At 72.5% G+C, this 17,933-nt stretch carries 21 protein-coding genes; 15 read left to right on the top strand and 6 right to left on the bottom strand.

Annotated features, from left to right (window positions below):
* The first annotated feature begins 3 nt into the window (after positions 1 to 3).
* From EDF55_RS13905 to EDF55_RS13895, 3 genes are all read left to right on the top strand, one after another.
* Positions 4 to 1,179, top strand: coding sequence for a cysteine desulfurase family protein (locus EDF55_RS13905; RefSeq protein ID WP_123655555.1), 1,176 nt, complete (start codon positions 4 to 6; stop codon positions 1,177 to 1,179).
* 103 nt (positions 1,180 to 1,282) lie between these two features.
* Positions 1,283 to 1,537 carry a hypothetical protein gene (locus EDF55_RS13900; RefSeq protein WP_123655554.1) on the top strand — a complete coding sequence of 85 codons (255 nt, stop codon included), beginning with the start codon at positions 1,283 to 1,285 and terminating at the stop codon, positions 1,535 to 1,537.
* 260 nt (positions 1,538 to 1,797) lie between these two features.
* Positions 1,798 to 2,088, top strand: a complete 291-nt coding sequence (locus EDF55_RS13895; protein ID WP_260236066.1) for a hypothetical protein — start codon at positions 1,798 to 1,800, stop codon at positions 2,086 to 2,088.
* Here the strand turns inward: EDF55_RS13895 and EDF55_RS13890 are convergent.
* Entirely contained in the window at positions 2,048 to 2,539 is a 492-nt protein-coding gene (locus tag EDF55_RS13890; RefSeq protein ID WP_123655553.1) for an MSMEG_6728 family protein, read from the bottom strand. The two genes, EDF55_RS13895 and EDF55_RS13890, sit on opposite strands and share 41 nt — an antisense overlap.
* 86 nt (positions 2,540 to 2,625) lie before the next feature.
* Between EDF55_RS13890 and EDF55_RS13885 the strand changes: the two genes are divergently transcribed.
* Positions 2,626 to 3,222 carry an NAD(P)H-dependent oxidoreductase gene (locus EDF55_RS13885; RefSeq protein ID WP_123655552.1) on the top strand — a complete coding sequence of 199 codons (597 nt, stop codon included), beginning with the start codon at positions 2,626 to 2,628 and terminating at the stop codon, positions 3,220 to 3,222.
* A 24-nt stretch (positions 3,223 to 3,246) separates the two neighbouring features.
* Here the strand turns inward: EDF55_RS13885 and EDF55_RS13880 are convergent, their stop codons facing one another.
* Positions 3,247 to 4,299: a Gfo/Idh/MocA family oxidoreductase gene (locus tag EDF55_RS13880; RefSeq protein ID WP_260236049.1), complete on the bottom strand. Its 1,053-nt coding sequence runs from the start codon at positions 4,297 to 4,299 to the stop codon at positions 3,247 to 3,249.
* 79 nt (positions 4,300 to 4,378) lie between these two features.
* Positions 4,379 to 4,822 (bottom strand): type II 3-dehydroquinate dehydratase, encoded by a 444-nt coding sequence (aroQ, locus tag EDF55_RS13875; RefSeq protein WP_123655551.1) that lies wholly within the window; start codon positions 4,820 to 4,822, stop codon positions 4,379 to 4,381.
* 189 nt (positions 4,823 to 5,011) lie between these two features.
* On the opposite strand from aroQ, the gene EDF55_RS13870 reads away from it, so the two are divergent.
* From EDF55_RS13870 to EDF55_RS13835, 7 genes are all read left to right on the top strand, one after another.
* Entirely contained in the window at positions 5,012 to 6,682 is a 1,671-nt protein-coding gene (locus EDF55_RS13870) for a sodium:solute symporter family protein (protein ID WP_123655550.1), read from the top strand.
* A gap of 30 nt (positions 6,683 to 6,712) precedes the next feature.
* Complete coding sequence (locus EDF55_RS13865; protein ID WP_185017402.1) at positions 6,713 to 7,042, top strand: hypothetical protein; 330 nt, start codon at positions 6,713 to 6,715, stop codon at positions 7,040 to 7,042.
* A gap of 121 nt (positions 7,043 to 7,163) precedes the next feature.
* Positions 7,164 to 7,580: a VOC family protein gene (locus EDF55_RS13860; RefSeq protein ID WP_123655549.1), complete on the top strand. Its 417-nt coding sequence runs from the start codon at positions 7,164 to 7,166 to the stop codon at positions 7,578 to 7,580.
* A 25-nt stretch (positions 7,581 to 7,605) separates the two neighbouring features.
* On the top strand, positions 7,606 to 8,649 hold the full coding sequence (locus EDF55_RS13855; protein ID WP_260236025.1) for a CPBP family intramembrane glutamic endopeptidase: 1,044 nt from the start codon (positions 7,606 to 7,608) through the stop codon (positions 8,647 to 8,649).
* Between the two features lie 176 nt (positions 8,650 to 8,825).
* Positions 8,826 to 10,931, top strand: a complete 2,106-nt coding sequence (locus EDF55_RS13850; RefSeq protein WP_395870496.1) for a copper-translocating P-type ATPase — start codon at positions 8,826 to 8,828, stop codon at positions 10,929 to 10,931.
* Positions 10,932 to 11,094: 163 nt separating this feature from the next.
* Positions 11,095 to 11,685 (top strand): DNA-3-methyladenine glycosylase I, encoded by a 591-nt coding sequence (locus tag EDF55_RS13845; RefSeq protein ID WP_123655548.1) that lies wholly within the window; start codon positions 11,095 to 11,097, stop codon positions 11,683 to 11,685.
* A gap of 10 nt (positions 11,686 to 11,695) precedes the next feature.
* The gene (locus tag EDF55_RS13835) at positions 11,696 to 12,526 is read left to right on the top strand and encodes a DJ-1/PfpI family protein (RefSeq protein WP_185017400.1); all 831 of its coding nucleotides are present in this window, start codon (positions 11,696 to 11,698) and stop codon (positions 12,524 to 12,526) included.
* A gap of 33 nt (positions 12,527 to 12,559) precedes the next feature.
* On the opposite strand, the gene EDF55_RS13830 is transcribed toward EDF55_RS13835, so the two are convergent.
* Entirely contained in the window at positions 12,560 to 13,030 is a 471-nt protein-coding gene (locus EDF55_RS13830) for an N-acetyltransferase (protein ID WP_123655547.1), read from the bottom strand.
* Entirely contained in the window at positions 13,027 to 13,842 is an 816-nt protein-coding gene (locus tag EDF55_RS13825) for a LysR family transcriptional regulator substrate-binding protein (protein ID WP_185017398.1), read from the bottom strand. Before EDF55_RS13825 ends, EDF55_RS13830 begins: the two co-directional genes overlap by 4 nt.
* A gap of 33 nt (positions 13,843 to 13,875) precedes the next feature.
* Between EDF55_RS13825 and EDF55_RS13820 the strand changes: the two genes are divergently transcribed.
* From EDF55_RS13820 to EDF55_RS13810, 3 genes are all read left to right on the top strand, one after another.
* Positions 13,876 to 14,265: a DUF5997 family protein gene (locus EDF55_RS13820; RefSeq protein WP_123655545.1), complete on the top strand. Its 390-nt coding sequence runs from the start codon at positions 13,876 to 13,878 to the stop codon at positions 14,263 to 14,265.
* A gap of 41 nt (positions 14,266 to 14,306) precedes the next feature.
* Entirely contained in the window at positions 14,307 to 14,813 is a 507-nt protein-coding gene (locus EDF55_RS13815) for a hypothetical protein (protein WP_123655544.1), read from the top strand.
* Positions 14,814 to 15,034: 221 nt separating this feature from the next.
* Positions 15,035 to 15,562 (top strand): Lrp/AsnC family transcriptional regulator, encoded by a 528-nt coding sequence (locus EDF55_RS13810; protein ID WP_123655543.1) that lies wholly within the window; start codon positions 15,035 to 15,037, stop codon positions 15,560 to 15,562.
* A 362-nt stretch (positions 15,563 to 15,924) separates the two neighbouring features.
* On the opposite strand, the gene EDF55_RS13805 is transcribed toward EDF55_RS13810, so the two are convergent.
* On the bottom strand, positions 15,925 to 16,356 hold the full coding sequence (locus tag EDF55_RS13805) for a GNAT family N-acetyltransferase (RefSeq protein WP_123655542.1): 432 nt from the start codon (positions 16,354 to 16,356) through the stop codon (positions 15,925 to 15,927).
* A 109-nt stretch (positions 16,357 to 16,465) separates the two neighbouring features.
* Between EDF55_RS13805 and EDF55_RS13800 the strand changes: the two genes are divergently transcribed.
* Entirely contained in the window at positions 16,466 to 17,866 is a 1,401-nt protein-coding gene (locus tag EDF55_RS13800) for a hypothetical protein (RefSeq protein WP_123655541.1), read from the top strand.
* The last annotated feature ends 67 nt before the right edge of the window (positions 17,867 to 17,933 follow it).

Genomic DNA, 17,933 nt, shown 5'->3' with positions numbered 1-17,933 from the left:
CCGGTGTTCTACCTGGACCGTGCCGCCACGACACCCGTCCGCCGCGAGGTGCTCGAGGCGATGTGGCCGTGGCTGACGGGCGGCTTCGGGAACCCGTCGTCCACGCACGGGATCGGGGACCAGGCGTCCCGCGGGCTCGCGGCCGCGCGTGGACAGGTGGCGTCGGTGCTCGGCTGCCGTCCGGCCGAGGTCGTGTTCACCGCGGGCGGCACCGAGGGCGCGAACACGGCGGTGAAGGGCATCGCGCTCGCCGCACCGCGGGGCCGCCACGTGGTCACGAGCGCCATCGAGCACGAGGCGGTCCTGGCGAGCTGCGCGTACCTGGAGCGCTTCCACGGGTTCGAGGTGACCGTGCTGCCGGTGTCGCCGGACGGCCGCGTCGACCCGTCGGTGCTCGCCGCGGCGCTCCGGCCGGACACCACGCTCGTGTCGATCGCGCACGCCGACAACGAGATCGGCACGGTGCAGGACATCCCCGCCCTCGCGACGCTCGCGCACGGGGTCGGCGCCCGCTTCCACACCGACGCGGTGCAGTCCGCGCCGTGGTTGCCGATCGGCCTCGACCTGCTCGGCGTCGACGCGCTGACGTTCTCCGGACACAAGCTCGGCGCGCCGAAGGGCACCGGGGTGCTCGCGATCCGGTCCGGCGTGCCGATGGAGCCGCTCGTGCACGGCGGGGGCCAGGAGCGCGGTCGGCGGTCGGGCACCGAGGACGTCGCCGGTGCGGTCGCGGTGTCGACCGCGGTGGCGCTGTCGGCGGCCGGGCGCGCGAGCGCCGCCGCGACGGCGACCGCCACTCGGGACGCGGTGGTCGCAGGGGTCCTCGCCGGTGTCCCCGGCGCGGTGCTCACGGGCTCTGCCGAGCACCGGCTGCCCGGGCACGCGTCGTTCTGCTTCCCCGAGGTACCGGGTGTCGCCGGCGCCGCACGGGTCCCCGCCGTCAACGGGGAGACCGTGCTGCTCGAGCTGGAGCAGCGGGACGTCGTGTCGTCCTCGGGGAGCGCCTGCGCCGCCGGCAGCACCGAGGCGTCGCACGTCCTCACCGCGCTCGGGCTGTCCGACGAGGTCGCGCGGAGTGCCGTCCGGCTGACGTTCGACGGGACCCTGACGGGGGAGGACGTCCCGCTCGTCGTCGCCGCGGTGGTCGATGCGGTGGCGGCGGTCCGCTCGCTGGGCTGAGCCGCATTCAGGGGTGTACTAGACGTTCTACTCCATCTCTGGGTACGTGTCCCCCCTTTTGCGGACACCTGTTCTGCGTCAGAGTGTTCACATGGCAAACGCGATGACGACTCGAGTCCCCCGGGAGGACCGCTTCCGGGCGGTACAGCTCCTGCCGGCACCCGCGACCGTCCTCGCGCTCGCCGTGGCAGCCGGACACGACGTCGGCTCGGCGCCCCTCGGTCTCATCGCCGTGGTGGGCGCGCTCGCGACCATCGGGAGTGCCCTGCTCCCGATGATCTGCCCGGCCGCTGCACGACGATCCATGCCTGCTCCGACCGAGTCGGAGCGGTACCGAGAGGACACCGAACACCTCTGAGGACCCGCGCCGCCCGGCTCCGTTCCCCTGCGGGAGCCGGTCGGCGCGATGAACCGGACGCACCCCTGAACCAGCGTCCGGAGCGGGCCGCGACGATCCCTGTCGTCGCAGTCTGCTGCACCCCGTGACCCGCCGTGGGTCAAGGGCGCCGTTTCCCTGAGCGGCGTCCCGTTCCCCCTCGAACCCACGGCGGGTCCGGGTGCACCTTCCTGCCTGCCGGTACCGCGCGGCCGAGCAGCGCGCGCCGGTACCGTGTGGGCGTGCCCTCCTACCGCGTCACGCTCGCCATCGGTGCGCTCGCACCCGGGGTCGCTCCCGACGCCGTCCTGCCCGCCGCCGCCCGGCTCGTCGCCGAGCTCGCCGTCGTCGAGGCGCAGGACGTCCGCCTGCTCCGCGGTGTGCCGTGCGCGGTCGTCCGCTACGAAGCCGGGGAGGACGAGCTCGCCGTGGCCGTCGCCCGGCACGCCGTCGACGGCCTCGCCGGCACCGTCGAGGTCCGCTCCGACCGGGTCACCCGGCGCGACGGGGCGCGGTGGACGCCGATCGCCTGACCGCAGCGCTCGGCACCGGCCAGACGTAGTCCAGGTCGTCCGGCACGTCCGGGAAGAGCGGGAGGTAGTGCTCCCGGTCCTTCTGCACGAGCTTGGACCGGTGCGACCGGTGCACGGCCTCGTCCGCGTTCCACGCCGGGACCGGGTAGTCGCCGCGCTCGTACGCCGCCAGGTCCTCGGGGGAGCGGCCGAGGTCCGCGAGGGTCTTCGCCAGGCACGTGTCGACGTGTCCGCGCTCGAGCCACACCCCGCACGTGGCGTCCTGGTACGCCATCAGCGCCGGCCGGTACCCGCGCCACATCGCCACGACCGGGTGGTGCTGCCACCCGTAGTCCGGCAGCGTCAGCGCGCGCATCACCTGCAGGGTCTCGACGCGCTGCTTCCCCAGCCGGCGGTCGTCGAGGGACTCGGCGGATGCGCGGAAGTCGGCGTACGGCAGGAACGTCTGCATGCGGCGAACGGTACGCGGGGGCGGCTGAGGCGACACATGTCGTCACAACCGCGCGGGGGCTCCGGCGTCGTGTGAGCATCGAACGCATGAGCGGAGAACTCGTCGTCGGCGTCAGCGGCAGCCCATCGGACCCGTCGCGCACCTCGACCCTCGTGGCCGCGACCGTCGCGCGACTCGGTGAGGAGATCGAGGACGCGCGCACCCTGACCGTGGAGATCGGTCCGCTGCTGGCCGACCTCGGCGCGGCGTCGGACCGCTCGACCATGTCGCCGACCACGGTCGCCGCGCTCGAGGCCGTCGAGGCCGCCGACGTGCTCGTCGTGGGCAGCCCGGCGTTCCGTGCCGCGTACTCGGGCGCGTTCAAGCTCTTCTTCGACTGGGTCGGGCAGTACGACCTCGTCGACACCCCGGTGCTCCTGACGGCGACGGGCGGCAGCGACCGGCACGCGCTCCTCGTCGAGCACCAGATGCGCCCGCTCTTCGGCTTCTTCCAGTCCACCACGCTGCCGATCGGGGTCTTCGGCAACGAGCGCGACTTCACCAAGCGCGAGGGTGGTTACGACATCACGAACATCGACCTCGAGCTCCGGATCGACCAGGCCGTCCGGCGCGCGCTGCCGATCATCCGCGGCGGTTTCGTCACGGCTGCCACGACGGACGTCCCCCGCCCCGCCGACTTCTAGCCACGCGCTCGCCACGCGCAGCCGTCAGGCCGCCGGGACCTCGACCACCTGGCCGGACTCCGCCGCGCGCCGTGCCGCATCGAGCACCTCGACCACGTGCACGGCGTCGTCGACGGACACCGGCACCGTGCCCTCGCCCCGGACCGCCCGGGCGAACCGCTCGTAGTAGTCGGTGTACGAGCTCTGCGCCGACGGCACCGACGCGGTGCCGGACTCCGTGGTCAGCGTGCCGCCGGCCGGCTCGACGCCCCACCCGGCGCGGTCGTCAGCGGGGGAGCGCCCGGCGACGGCTGCCTGCGCCTGCACGTCGGTGCTCGATGCCTCGTAGGTCCCGCCAACCCCGTCCACCCGCAGGCGGCGAGCGGCGAGGAACCCGGCCTTGTTCGACGTGAGCCGTGAGATCACGCCCGAACGGTGCGTCGCCTCGAGCGTGAAGCCCGCGTCGATCTGCCCGTCCTGGTCGCGGCCGAGCGAGCGCGCGTCGCGCATGTCGAGCGAGGCCCACACCGACGCGATCGGCCCGAACAGCGACACCGCCTGGTCGACCAGGTGCGAGCCGATGTCGGAGAGCACGCCGCCGCCGACCCCGGTCGCGATGCCCGCTCGCTCGACCAGGTCGAAGCGCGACTCGAACCGCAGCACCTCGCCGAGCGCGCCGCCGTCCAGCACGCCCCGGAGCGTCACGAGGTCGGTGTCCCACCGCCGGTTGTGGAACGGCGCGACCGGGACGCCCGCCTCGAGCGCAGCCGCCCGGATCTCACGCGCGGTCGCGGGGTCCGGCGCGAACGGCTTGTCCGCGACGACGGCGATCCCGGCAGCGACGGCCTCGAGCACGAGGTCACGACGGGTGGACGGCGGCGTGGTGATGACGACGGCGTCGACACCCGCCGCGATGAGCGCGGTGAGCGAGTCGAACACCGGGACGTCCGGCAGGTCGGTCGCGAGCTGCGCGCGCTTGTCCGCGGAGCGGGCGACGACGCCCACCAGTTCGACGCCGGAGGCGTCGAGGATGAAGGGCCGGTGGAAGGCGCGCCCTCCGATGCCGTAGCCGACGAGTCCGATCCGCACCATGTCCATACATGCGAACATAGCCCAGAACCGGACGGGAGGCCCGTGGCGGCACCGCCACGAGCCTCCCGTCCGCTGCTCGGTCGCGTCAGCCCTGCAGGGCCGCCACGTGTGCGACCGCCAGACGGTAGCCGTCGGCGCCGGCTCCCGCGATGACGGCGGTCGCCGCCGTCGCGACGTGGTCGACGTGCCGGAACGGCTCGCGCTTCCACGTGTTCGAGAGGTGCACCTCGACGACCGGGACGGACAGTGCCTCCACGGCGTCGTGCAGCGCGACGGAGGTGTGGGCGTAGGCGGCGGGGTTGATCACCACGCCGACGAAGTCGTCGAGCGCCTCGTGCAGCCACTCGACGAGCTCGCCCTCGCGGTTGGTCTGCCGGAAGTCCGCGTCGAGTCCGTGCACCGCCGCCTCGGTGTGGACGACCGCCTCGATCTCGGCGAGCGTCACCGTGCCGTACTGCTCCGGGTCGCGGCGGCCGAGGATGTCGAGGTTCGGGCCGTTGAGGACGAGGATGCGCGGCTGCTCGGTCATGTCCAGAGCCTACCGGCGGGGTTTGTGGCGTCCCCCGGTTCGCATGACACATGTCATGGCTATGTGAACGGTCACAATAGGCCACCGCGCGGATCGGAGCAAAAGTTACAAAACGGTACTACTCGGGTAGTGTCCCCCGTTGGATCGGCGCAGACGCCGGTCCTGATCACCTCGACGTGGAGTCACTACATGGTTCTCGCTGCAGCGAACAACGGGATCCAGCTCAACCTGGGCTGGGTCGACTACCTCATGATCATCGTGTACTTCGCGGTGGTCATCGGGATCGGGTTCACCGCCCGGAAGCAGGTCCGGACGAGCATGGACTTCTTCCTCTCGGGCCGGTCCATGCCCGCGTGGATCACGGGCCTGGCGTTCGTGTCCGCGAACCTCGGCGCGACCGAGATCCTCGGCATGGCCGCCAACGGTGCCCAGATCGGCATGGCGACCCTGCACTACTACCTCGTCGGCGCAGTGCCGGCGATGGTGTTCCTCGGGCTCGTGATGATGCCCTTCTACTACGGCTCCAAGGTGCGTTCCGTGCCGGAGTTCATGCTGCGCCGCTTCGGCAAGGCGCCGCACCTGGTGAACTCGATCGCGTTCGCGGTGTCGAACGTCCTCATCGCCGGCATCAACCTCTACGCGATGGCGATCGTCATCGAGGCCATGCTCGGCTGGCCGGAGTGGCTCGCCATCATCGTCTCAGCGGGCTTCGTCCTCGTCTACATCACCCTCGGCGGGCTCTCCAGCGCGATCTACAACGAGGTCATGCAGTTCTTCGTGATCATCGCCGGCCTCGTCCCGCTGACGATCGTGGGTCTGCACCGCGTCGGCGGCTGGAGCGGCCTGAAGTCCGCGATCGTCGAGACGCAGGGCGTGCAGCACCTGCAGGCGTGGGCCGGCACCGGGTTCGGCAACGTCACGAACCCGATCGGTGCGAACTGGCTCGCCATCGTGCTCGGCCTCGGCTTCGTGCTCGGCTTCGGCTACTGGACGACGAACTTCACCGAGGTGCAGCGCGCCTTCTCCGCGAAGAACATGTCCGCGGCCCGCCGCACCCCGCTCATCGCCGCCATCCCGAAGCTCTTCATCCCGGCGATCGTCGTCATCCCGGGCCTCATCGCGGCCGCCGTCGTCGGCAACCAGTTCGCGGACGGCACGCTGACGTACAACGACGCGATCCCGAAGCTCATCCAGATGTACCTGCCGACCGGCGTGCTCGGCGTCGCGGTGACCGGGCTCCTCGCCTCGTTCATGGCCGGCATGGCCGCCAACGTGTCCTCGTTCAACACCGTGTTCACGTACGACATCTGGCAGCGCTACGTGAAGCCGAACATGCCCGACGCGCACTACCTGCAGACCGGCCGCTGGGTCACCGTCGTCGGGGTCGTCGTCGGCATCGCGACCGCGTTCATCGCCGCCCAGGCGCAGAACATCATGACGTACATGCAGACGCTGTTCTCCTTCTTCAACGCGCCGCTGTTCGCCGTGTTCATCCTCGGTCTGCTCTGGAAGCGGATGACCACCCAGGGCGCGCTCTGGGGCTACATCCTCGGCATCGTGACGCCGACGATCACGTGGATCGCCTACCTGGCGAACCCGAAGCTGTTCGCGACCGGGACCGCCGAGACGCTCTACGGCGCGATCATCTCCTTCGTGACGGTGCTCATCGTCGGGTTCATCGTGTCGATGTTCACGAAGCCGAAGGCCGAGAAGGACCTCAGCGGCCTGGTCTACGGCGTCGGCAAGATCGACCTGCACGGTGACTCCGTCGCGACCGACACCGCCTGGTACCGGTCCCCGGCGCTCCTCGGCACGGTCGCCCTCGTGCTCTGCGTCGTCCTCTACCTGCCGTTCCTCTGATCCGCTGTCCTGCGAAGGAGACCACACCTCATGAGTGACACCACCAATGCCATGACGGACGAGCAGAAGGCCGCACTCGTCCGCTCCACCCGCCGTCTCGACCTGCGCCGCATCCTCGGCGGACTGTTCGTGCTCTACGGCGTCATCACCACCATCGTCGGCATCGTCAACTGGGACTCCGACCCGGTGAAGACCGGCGGCATCCAGATCAACCTCTGGGTCGGGCTGTCGATGCTCGCCGGCGGGCTGCTCTTCTTCCTCTGGGACCGGCTCGCGCCCGTCCCGGCGGAGGACATCATCGGCCAGGCCGAGGCGGAGGAGCACCAGAAGGCCGCCGGCGAAGGCCGCGAGCTGGCCTGAGCCGCCGCGGGCTGCGCCTGGCTGCCTGACCCCGAACGACGAGGTCGCTGTCGTACGACAGCGACCTCGTCGTTCTTGCGAAACGGTTGCGGTCCGCTCTCGGTCGGGCCAGGTTGATCACATGCCGACCATGGTCTTCATCAACCTCCCCGTCGCCGACCTGGAGCGCTCGACCGCGTTCTACGAGGCGCTCGGGTACTCGATCAACCCGCAGTTCAGCGACGAGACGGCCGCGTGCGTGGTGATCAGCGACACCGTGTACGTGATGGCGATCACGCACGCGCGGTTCACGGACTTCACCGACAAGCCGATCTCGGACGGCTCGACGATCGAGGTGATCAACTCCCTCACGGCGGACTCGAAGGACGACGTCCACCGCATCGTCGACGCGGCTGTCGCCGCCGGCGGGACCGAGGACCGGCCGGAGATGGACCTCGGCTTCATGTACCAGCGGAGCTACCTCGACCCGGACGGGCACCGCTGGGAGCACGTGTGGATGGACATGCAGGCGGCGCAGGACGGCCCGCCGGCCGAGTGACGGTGGTGGCCGGTAGCATTTCGGCATGAACCACCAGGGGGAACCACAGCCGTCCGGGCCGATGCCGACCGGGCCGGTGCCGACCGGGCCGATGCCGACCGGGCCGGTACAGTCCGCGCGGATGCAGTCCGTGCCGACGTGGGCGATCGTCGCCTTCGTCCTGATCGCGCTCGCGGGGGCGTGGGCGGTCGCGTTGCCGCTCTGGCTCTCGGGGCGTGGGCTCGGCACGCCGTTCGCCACGCTGTTCATCGTCGGGATGATGTTCACCCCGCTCGTGTCCGCCGCGCTCGTGCTCTTCCTGCTCGGACACCGTCGACCCCGCCCGGTGCTCCGCTTCCTCGGGGTCTGGCCCCTCCGACCGGTGGGCCGGACGATCTGGACGACGGTGGCCGCCTACCTCGGCGGACTGCTCCTCCCGGTGGCGGCGCTGGTCGTCGCCGCGCTCGCCGGGTGGTTCCCCGTCGACCTGGTCGGGTTCGGCGGCTTCCACGACGTCCTGCAGGCGCAGGGTCTCCGGAGCCTCCCGATGCCGATCGGGGTGCTCGTGACGCTGCAGCTCGCGCAGCTGCCGTTCGTCGCCTGCTTCAACGCGTTCGTCACCATCGGGGAGGAGATCGGCTGGCGCGGGTTCCTCGTCCCGGCGCTGGCACGGTTCGGCACCTGGCCCGCGCTCGTCGGCTCCGGTGTCGTGTGGGGGCTCTGGCACGCGCCGATCATCCTGCTCGGCTACAACTTCGGCCGGACCGACTGGCTCGGCGTGCTGTTCATGGTGATCGCGTGCGTGCTGCTCGGGATCGTGCTCGGGTGGCTGCGGCTCCGGACGGGCTCGGTGTGGCCCGCGGTGTTCGCGCATGCCGGGGTGAACGGTGCCGCCGGGGTCGGGGCGGTGGTGGTGGCCTCGGGCGTGGACGTCTCGAGTGTCCTGCGGAGTCCCCTCGGTGTGGCGGGGTGGATCGTGCTCGCCGTCGTGGTCCTCGTGCTCGTCCTCACCGGGGCGATCCGGCGCCGGGGTGACCTCGCGCCGCCGCCGACGACACCGTCCACTCCGGCCGATCACGCGGTGTCCTGACCGTTCCGTCCGTTCCTTGGGTACCCCTAGGGGGTATGGTGGGTGACATGGACCAGCGCGACGACCACGAGGACCGGAAGACGATCGTCCAGGACGCGTCGGACCAACCCGGGCACGTCGACGGCGGCGAACACGCCCACCACGACCACGCCGGGCACGATGCGGCCGGGCACGACATGGCCGGGCACGACATGGCGGGGCACGACCACGCCGGGCACGACATGGCTGGGCACGACCACGCCGGGCACGACATGGCTGGGCACGACCACGCCGGGCACGATGCGCATGCCGAGCACGGCGGCCATGGCCACATGCACCATGGGCACGGCGGGCACGGCGACCACGCCGCGATGTTCCGCGACCGGTTCTGGTGGAGCCTCGTGCTCGCCGTCCCGGTCGTCGCGTTCAGCACGATGTTCGCCCACATCCTGCACTACCCGCTGCCCGACGCCGCCTGGGCCGGCTGGGTCTCGCCGGTGCTCGGCACGGTGCTGTTCCTCTACGGCGGCTGGCCGTTCCTGACCGGCGGTTGGTCCGAGGCCCGCACGAAGCACCCCGGGATGATGCTCCTCATCGGGATGGCGATCGTCGTGGCGTTCGTCGCCTCGTGGATCACCAGCCTCGGGCTCTTCGGGCTCGACCTCGACTTCTGGTGGGAGCTCGCACTCCTCATCGTGATCATGCTGCTCGGGCACTGGATCGAGATGCGTGCCATGGGCGTCGCCTCGAGTGCCCTGGACGCGCTGGCGGCGCTGCTGCCCGACGAGGCCGAGGTGATCGACGACGGCGGTGACGTGTCCCGGGTGCCGGTGTCGAGCCTCCAGGTCGGACAGACCGTCGTGATCCGACCCGGCGGACGTGTCCCCGCTGACGGCGAGGTCGTCGACGGCCGCGCGCAGGTCGACGAGTCGATGATCACGGGGGAGTCCGTCGCCGTCGAGCGGGCCGCGGGTGACCGCGTCGTCGCGGGCACCGTCGCGACCGACAGCTCGATCCGCGTCCGGATCACCGCGACCGGGGACGACACCGCGCTCTCCGGGATCCAGCGGATGGTGGCCGAGGCGCAGGCATCGTCGTCGCGGACGCAGGTGCTCGCCGACCGGGCCGCGGCACTCCTCTTCTACTTCGCCACCGGGGCGGCGATCATCACGTTCGTGGTGTGGATCCTCCTCGGCAGCCCCACCGAGGCGATCACCCGCACGGTCACGGTGCTGATCATCGCCTGCCCGCACGCCCTCGGGCTCGCGATCCCGCTCGTCGTGGCGATCTCGACCGAGCGTGCCGCGAAGGCCGGCATCCTGGTGAAGGACCGGCTCGCCCTCGAGCGGATGCGCGGCATCGACACCGTCGTGTTCGACAAGACCGGCACCCTGACGACCGGCTCGCCCGAGGTCGTGGACACGATCGGCGACGACGCGGTCCTCGGGCTCGCGGCCGCTGCCGAGCGGGACAGCGAACACCCGGTCGCCAGGGCGGTCGTCGCCGCGGCTGCTGACCGTGGGATCGCGGTGCCGTCCGACGTCGACGACACCGGATCGGTGCCCGGTCGTGGCGTCAGCGCGACCGTCGCCGGCCAGCGGATCGAGGTCGGCGGGCCCGCGATGCTCCGGGAGAGCGGCGCCGTGATGCCGGACGACTTCGCCGAGCGGGTCGACGGCTGGCGTGCTGACGGCGCCGCGGTGATCGTCGCCGTGGTGGACGGCACGGTCCGTGCAGCGTTCGCCGTGCGCGACGCCGTGCGCCCGGAGTCGGCGGAAGCCGTCCGTGCCCTGCACGACCGCGGGATCCGGGTCGCGATGGTCACCGGCGACGCGCAGCAGGTCGCCGACGCCGTCGCCCGGGAACTCGGCATCGACGAGGTCCGCGCCGAGGTGCTCCCCGAGGACAAGGAGGGCGAGGTCGCTCGACTGCAGGAGTCGGGTGCCGTCGTGGCGATGGTCGGCGACGGCGTGAACGACGCGCCGGCGCTCGCCCGGGCGGACGTCGGCATCGCGATCGGCGCCGGGACGGACGTCGCGGTGCAGAGTGCGGGCGTCGTGCTCGCGTCGAACGACCCGCGCCGGGTGCTGACCGTGATCGACCTGTCCCGCGCGACTTACCGGAAGATGGTGCAGAACCTCGTCTGGGCGACCGGGTACAACGTGCTGTCGGTGCCCCTCGCGGCCGGGGTGCTCGCCGGGGTCGGGTTCGTGCTGTCGCCCGCCGTCGGCGCGGTCCTCATGAGCCTGTCGACGGTGATCGTCAGCCTGAACGCCCAGCTGCTCCGCCGCTTCCGCGCCTGACGCGGGCGCGCGCGCGCCCGGGCGCCCCAGGCGGGCGTGAGATCGCACTTCGTGTCGGATCGATCACGACGAACCGACACGAAATGCGATCTCACCGAGGTGTGCCCGTGGCCGGCGTCGACGCGTGGGGCGCGGTGTCGGTGCGGGGCGGCAAGATGGGGGCGTGAGTGAACTGGTGACCGGGGACGACGGCCTCGCCCGACCCGTGTGGGCGTCGACGGACCCGATGCTCCGCGAGTACTACGACACCGAGTGGGGCATGCCGGTGCGTGACGAGCGTGGTGTGTTCGAACGGCTCTCGCTCGAGGCGTTCCAGTCCGGGCTGTCCTGGCGGACGATCCTCGCCAAGCGCCCCGGGTTCCGGCTCGCCTTCGCGGACTTCGACGCGGACACCGTCGCCGGCTTCGGTGAGGACGACGTCGCCCGGCTGATGGCGGACGCCGGCATCGTCCGCAACCGGGCGAAGATCCTCGCGACGATCACGAACGCCAACGCGACCGTCGCCCTGCGGGACGACGGCGGACTGCCGGAGTTCGTGTGGTCGTTCCGGCCGGCGACGACCCCGGAGCCCGTCACGTACGCCGACGTCCCGACCAAGAGCGACGAGTCGGTCGCGCTGTCGAAGGCGCTCCGGAAGCGCGGGTTCGCCTTCGTCGGGCCGACCACGATGTACGCGCTGATGGAAGCGCTCGGCATCGTGGACACCCACCTGGTCGGCAGTCACCGCCGAGGCACCTCGGGCGTCTGGGCGTAGCGTCGCGCCCATGACCAACGAGCACCAGGACCCGCGGACCACTCCGAACCCGCGCGTGACACCGGTCACCCCGGTCGACGCCGAGCACGTGGACGTGCCGATCGACGTGGACGTCCCGGCGCCCGACGCCCTCGCCGAGGACGCCACCGTCCCGGAGCACGACCCGGCCGAGGTCCGGATCGCGTTCCTGCTCTTCCCGGACGTCACCCAGCTCGACCTGACCGGTCCCGCACAGGTGCTCAGCCGCGTCCCGGGAGCACGCGTGCAGTACGTCGCCGCGACGCTCGACCCGGTGCCGACCGACTGCGGGTTCTCGATCGTGCCGACGGCGACCTTCGCGGACGCCGACCCCGCGGACGTCCTCGTCGTGCCGGGTGGGGACGGGGCCTTCGACGCGATGCTCGACCCCGTGGTGATCGACTTCGTCCGGCGGGAAGCCGAGCGTGCGACCTGGGTCACGTCCGTGTGCACCGGGGCGTTCGTGCTCGGTGCCGCGGGTCTCCTCGCGGGCAAGCGTGCGACGACGCACTGGGCCTCGAAGCCGATGCTGGCCGCCTTCGGTGCGACGACCGTGGACGAGCGGATCGTCGACGACGGGTCGATCGTCACCGCGGCCGGGGTGAGCGCCGGCATCGACATGGCGCTCTGGTTCGCTGCGGAGCTCGCGGGTCAGCCCGCCGCGGAGCGCATCCAGCTGTACATCGAGTACGACCCGCAGCCGCCGTTCGACGCCGGGTCCGCCGACCGCGCGGACGCCAGGGTCGTCGCGGAGGCACGTGCAGCCGCCGAGGACGCCCGGGGCGACCGGGTCGCACGGGCAGCGGCCGCGATCATGCGCTGACCGCTCGGGCAGCACGGCACCGCGCAGGGGAGCTCAGGCCAGCGGCAGCTTCATCTGCACGGCCGTGACGCCGTAGCCGAGGCGCTCGTAGAGCTCCTGCGCACCGGCGTTGTAGCCGAAGACGTTCAGCCCGATGCTCGTCGCGCCCTCGTCCTTCGCGATCCGGTGCCCGGCCTCGAGCGCCCGCCGCGCGTGTCCCTGCCGACGGTGTGCCGCGTCGATCTCCACGTTGAACACCCACCAGTCGGCGCTGCCCGGCGTGAACGGCCCGATCCAGAGGTACCCGACCACGGTGTCCGCGCCGTCGACGACGTCCCACACGTGGTGCCCGTCGAGCGGCGTACCGCCCGGGAACCACGTGTCGAGGGACTGCTGCTTGTTGGCCTCGGCCTGCTCGCGGGTCTCACCCGCGAGCATCCGGGACTCCACGTACTCGGCCATCGTGGTGTCGAGCCAGGCCGGCAGCCGGTCGGCCGGCATCGTGACGAGACGGGTCGCCGTCACCGGTTCCCCTTCGACCCGCGGCTCGGCTTCCCGCGCATCTTCCCCCGCCCGGGCTTCGGGCTCTTGCTGCTCTTGGAGCCCTTGCCCGAACCGGACTTCGCGCCCCCGGGGGACTTCGCCTTGGCCTTGCCCCCGGCGGCATCGCCCTTGCCGGTGCCCTTCGAGCCGGACGCGCCCTTCGACCCGGACGCGCCCTTCGACCCGGCACCGGCCGTGGACCCGCCACGTGCCGACGGCGAGCCGTCGTCGGGGTCGCGATCCGGGCCTCCCGTCTGCCGTGAACTGTTGGCGGTCCTGCCACGCACCACGCCGATGAACTCCTCGGTGAGCTCGGACGCGTCCTCGTCCCGCCAGACCAGCGCAACGCGCGTGCCGGGGGAGTCGGCGAGCGGACGGGCCACCAGGTCCTTGCGGCTGGCCTTCCGGAACAGTGACTGGGGGAGGACGACCACGCCGACGTTCGCCTCGACGAGGTCCAGCGCACCGTCGACGTCCGCGGGGACGGGGCCCGCGTCGATGACGTGCACGTCCGCGAGGTCCGTCGCGGTCAGCTCGGACGACTTTGCCAGCGCCGAGTCCTTCGGGGTCGCCACGACCGCGGTCTCGGTCCAGAGCGGGATCGCGTTGTGTTCCTCGGAGACGGGGACCCGCGCGAAGACCATGTCGACGTCGCCAGCGAGGGCATCGTCGACGTCACCCTGGCCGATCGGGCGGAGCAGGAGCTCGACGGAGGGGAAGCGGTCACGCCACACCCGAGCCCACTTGGCCGGGGACACCCCGGGCACGAAGGCGATGGTCAGTGCCGCGGTCATGCAACCGAGCATAGGGGCCGTACTCTGGTCACCATGGCGCAGGAACAGACGATGAAGCCCGAGACGGCCGCGAAGAAGCTCGGGATCCTCCTTTCGGCCGCTCCGGAGTCCTTCCGCGACGCGCCCGTCACGCGGACCGAGTTCGAGGAACTGCGGACCCAGCCGCCGGCATGGCTCGAGGACCTCCGTCGCGACGGCCCGCACCCGCGACCCGTCGTCGCGCAGAAGCTCGGCGTGTCCATCTCCGGCCTCAGCCGTTCCGGGATCGAAGAAGCCCTGACCACGGCCCAGATCAAGGACCTGCTCGTCGAGAAGCCCGAGTGGCTCGTGCAGGAGCGCGCCACGCAGGCCGCCGTGCACGCGGAGAACGCCCGCGTGAAGCAGGAGCGCGCCGCGAAGGCCGCTGCCCGCGCCGAGGGCTGACCCGCCCGACCCATCCACCCCGGACGCACCGAGGACCGCCCGTGCACGAGACCGTCGCCGACGCCATGCTCGTCGTGCCGCAGTTCGCGTCCGTGTGCTGCATCGTCGGCGACCGGTACCGCCCGCGCCCCGGGGTGATCGTCCCCGCCGCGGTGATGCTCGTCGCGATGGTCATGCCGGTGGTGCACGCCGGCGCGTCGTGGACGCTGCTGGCGGCGACGGTGCTGCTGCTCCTCGCCCCGCTGCCCGTGATGCGCCGTCGTCGCGCCGACGGCCGTCGTGCCGAGCCGATGGACGTGCACCGAGCGCTCTCGTCGGTCGTGATGGCCGGGATGCTCCTGATGGGACACGCGACCGGGCTCGCCGACGGGCACGCCGGACACGGGATCGCGTTGACCGCGGTGCTCGGCGGCGGTGTGATCGGGTACTGCGCGTTCAGCGGGTGGCTGCTCCGGTACGAGTGGGCGCGCGAGGACCGGCGGGCGGTCCGGAGCGGCGAGGTGTTCGCGATGACGGTCGCCGTGATCGGGATGACGCTCGCGATGTAGGGCGGGTGCGGGGCTGCGGCGCGGTGTGGCGGTGCGGGTGCGGGCGCCGTGCGCTGAGCGTCGAGTGCGCAGCAGTGGCGGTGTTCCTCCACGGAGCGGCACCACTTCTGCGCACTCGGCGGACTCGGCGGGCCTCGGCGGCCTCGGCGGGCCCCGGCGGCCCCGGCGGCGCCGACGGCCTCGGCGGCCCCGGCGCCCGACCTGCGCGCTACGGTGGTCGCGTGACCGACCGCCCCGTCCGCCGTCCCGATCCGGCCCCGCGCCTCGACGAGGTCGACGAGCGGATCCTCTGGACCCTCGCCGCTGACGCCCGGATGCCGAACAACCGGCTGGCCGCCGCGGTCGGGATCGCCCCGTCGACGTGTCTGGCCCGGGTGCGGGCACTCGAGGACGCCGGCGTGATCCGGGGCTACCGCGCGGACGTCGACGTCGCCCGGCTCGGGTTCTCGATCGAGGCGATGGTGTCCGTCCGCGTGCACGCCGCCGCCCGGCACGAGCTCCGGGAGTTCGCCAAGCGGCTGCTCCGCGTTCCCGTCGTGCTCGACGTGTCGTTCCTGGCGGGGGACAAGGACTTCCTCGTGCACATCGCGTGCACGTCGACCGAGCAGCTCCGGGACTTCGTCGCCGACGAGCTCAGCGGGGACCCGTCCGTCGCGACGACGCAGACGAACATCGTGTTCGAGCGGCTCGTGGCGGACCGGGAGCGGCAGGCGCGCTCCTACGACGAGCTCCGGCGCTGGCGCGCCTGACGCTCCGCGCGGAGCCCTACCCGCAGCCTGCCCGCAGCCCCGCCCGCAGGCTGCCCGCAGCCCCGCCCGCAGGCTGCCCGCAGCCCCGCCCGCGGGTGGTGATTTCGTGCGTAGTCGGCTGTTTCTTTCGAGCAGGTACGCGGGAAACCACTTCTCAGCGCGAGCGTGATGGGAAGGAACGCGCATGCCGGCTCGGAACGAGCAGCGCGGACGGGAGGCTCGGCTCCGCTCCGCCCCGCGGCCCGCGCCCGGCGCTCGGGTCGGCCCCGCCGGCGGCGCAGCCCCGAGCCCCCGCCGCCAGGGGCGCAGCGCCGAGCCCCCGCCGCCAGGGCGCAGCGCCGAGCCCCGCCCGAGCCCGCCGCTCAGCGCGTCCGGGTCATCGGGATGTGTGGGATCCCGTCCTCGAGGAAGTCGTCGCCCGAACGCACGAACCCGAACCGGCCGTACCACTGCTCGAGGTGCGCCTGCGCGTCGATGTGCACGACGGGGGAGCGGGTCTCGGCGATCGCGGCCTCCATCAGGCTCGCCGCCAGTCCGGCGCCGCGGGCGTGCGCGGCGGTCGCGACCCGGCCGATGCGCTCGCTGCCGTCGGGCTCGCGGAGGAGCCGGAGCGTCGCGTCGACCGAGCCCTCGCCGGCCCAGAACTGGACGGTGCCCGGCTCCAGGTCACGGCCGTCGATGTCCGGGTACGCGCACCCCTGCTCGACGACGAAGACGTCCTGACGCAGCCGGAGGACCTCGTGCAGGGTGACGACGTCGAGGTTGCGAGTTGGGGCGCTGAAGATCGAGGGCATGCCGCTGGTTCCTGACGGTTTCGTGGGAGAGCTGGTGCGCGATCGCCGCGAGGGGCGTACCGTGCCGATCAACCACTATACGTGCGCAGCCAGACCAGGAGGTGAGCGCATGGACAAGCCGTTGCGCGCACCCTGGCGCGCTGCGATCCGGTACGCCTTGCTGGGCACCGGGGTGAGCGCCGCCGGTGTGCTGCTCTCGCTCACGTTCGGCGTGCACGCCGCCTCCGCAGCCGAGGCGCCGGCATCGTCCACGTCGCACTCGTCCGGCCTCGTCGGCGGGATCGCCCGCGGCCTCGGGGACACCGTCCACGGAGTCGCCGGAGGAGTCGGACAGGTCGTCGGCGGGGTCGTCGACCCGGTGCGCGACGCCGTCCGTCCGGCAGCCCCCGCCCCTGCTCCGGCCCCCGCCCCCGCTCCGGCAGCGCCGGCCCCGGCAGCCCCCGCTGCACACGTGCCCGCTCCCGCGGCCCCCGCTGCGCCGGCTGCACACACGCCCGCTCCGGCAGCACCTGCGCCTGCGCCAGCGGCTGCCGCGCCCACGCGCCCCGCCCCGGCATCGCCCGCTCCGGCACCGCAGCCGTCGAGCACGACGCCCGCGACGACCCCGGCGGCCACGAGCCCCGCAGCCCCGGCCACCTCGGCCCCCGCGACCGCCGCCCAGCCGGCGGGACCGGCCACGGCGACGGCGCCGACCACCCCCGCGACGGCCTCCGGCGAGACGGCGGCGAGCACGGCCTCCAGTCCGCTGCTCGGCACCGTCGCAACCGTGCTCCGCCCCGTCACCGGGACGGTCCAGGGGCTCACCGGCGCACGTCCGGTCACGACCGTCGTCAGCACGCTCGACCACGTGGTCGGGGCGTTGCCGGTCGTCGGGACCGTGCTCGGGGACGACACCCTCGGCACCGTGACGGCACCCGTCACCGGGCTGGTCGACGACACCCTCGGCGGCGTCGGGACCGTGGTGGGGACGGTTCCGGGGATCGTCGACGGCTCGTCGCCGCCGCCGCTCGTGACCCTGCCTGGAGGCTCGGCACCCCTCCCACAGACACCCCTGCCCACGGTGGGTGGCGGGTCCGCCGCCGTGGCCGGTCCGGGTGCATCCGTGACGCTCGGTGCCGTGGCGTCCGGCGTGGCGGAGGCTCCGACGACCGCCGCTGCGGCTCGTCCGAGCGCTGCGGCGACCATCGCGGGCAACGACCCGGCGACCGTCGTCTCGGCGTCCACCGTGCGTGCCACGTCGTCGTCGGCAGCGCCGGAGTCGGCGTCGCTCGGCGGTGCAGCCCTGCTGCTGCCGGACGGCCGTACCCCCGGAGACTCGCCGCTCGGTGGCGGCTCCGGCTCCGGACTCACCGGCAGCACCTCGACCTCCGGCTCGGCCGGCGCGGGTGTCGTCGGCACCGTCGGCGTCAGCGCCGACCAGGACCCCCTCGCCGCGGGGACACGCGGCACCATCGCCGACGACGCCGTCCCGGCGTCCGCAACCGGCGACCACGACGTCGCTCCTGACTGAGATCGGTGCACCTGCCCCCACGGCAGGAAGCGCACCACCGGCCGCGACCGCGGTCGGGAACATCTCG

Source organism: Curtobacterium sp. ZW137 (assembly GCF_003762905.1).
Taxonomy (GTDB): Bacteria; Actinomycetota; Actinomycetes; order Actinomycetales; family Microbacteriaceae; genus Curtobacterium.
Note: the sequence above shows the minus strand (reverse complement) of the source record. Positions and strands in the feature narration are given on the sequence as shown.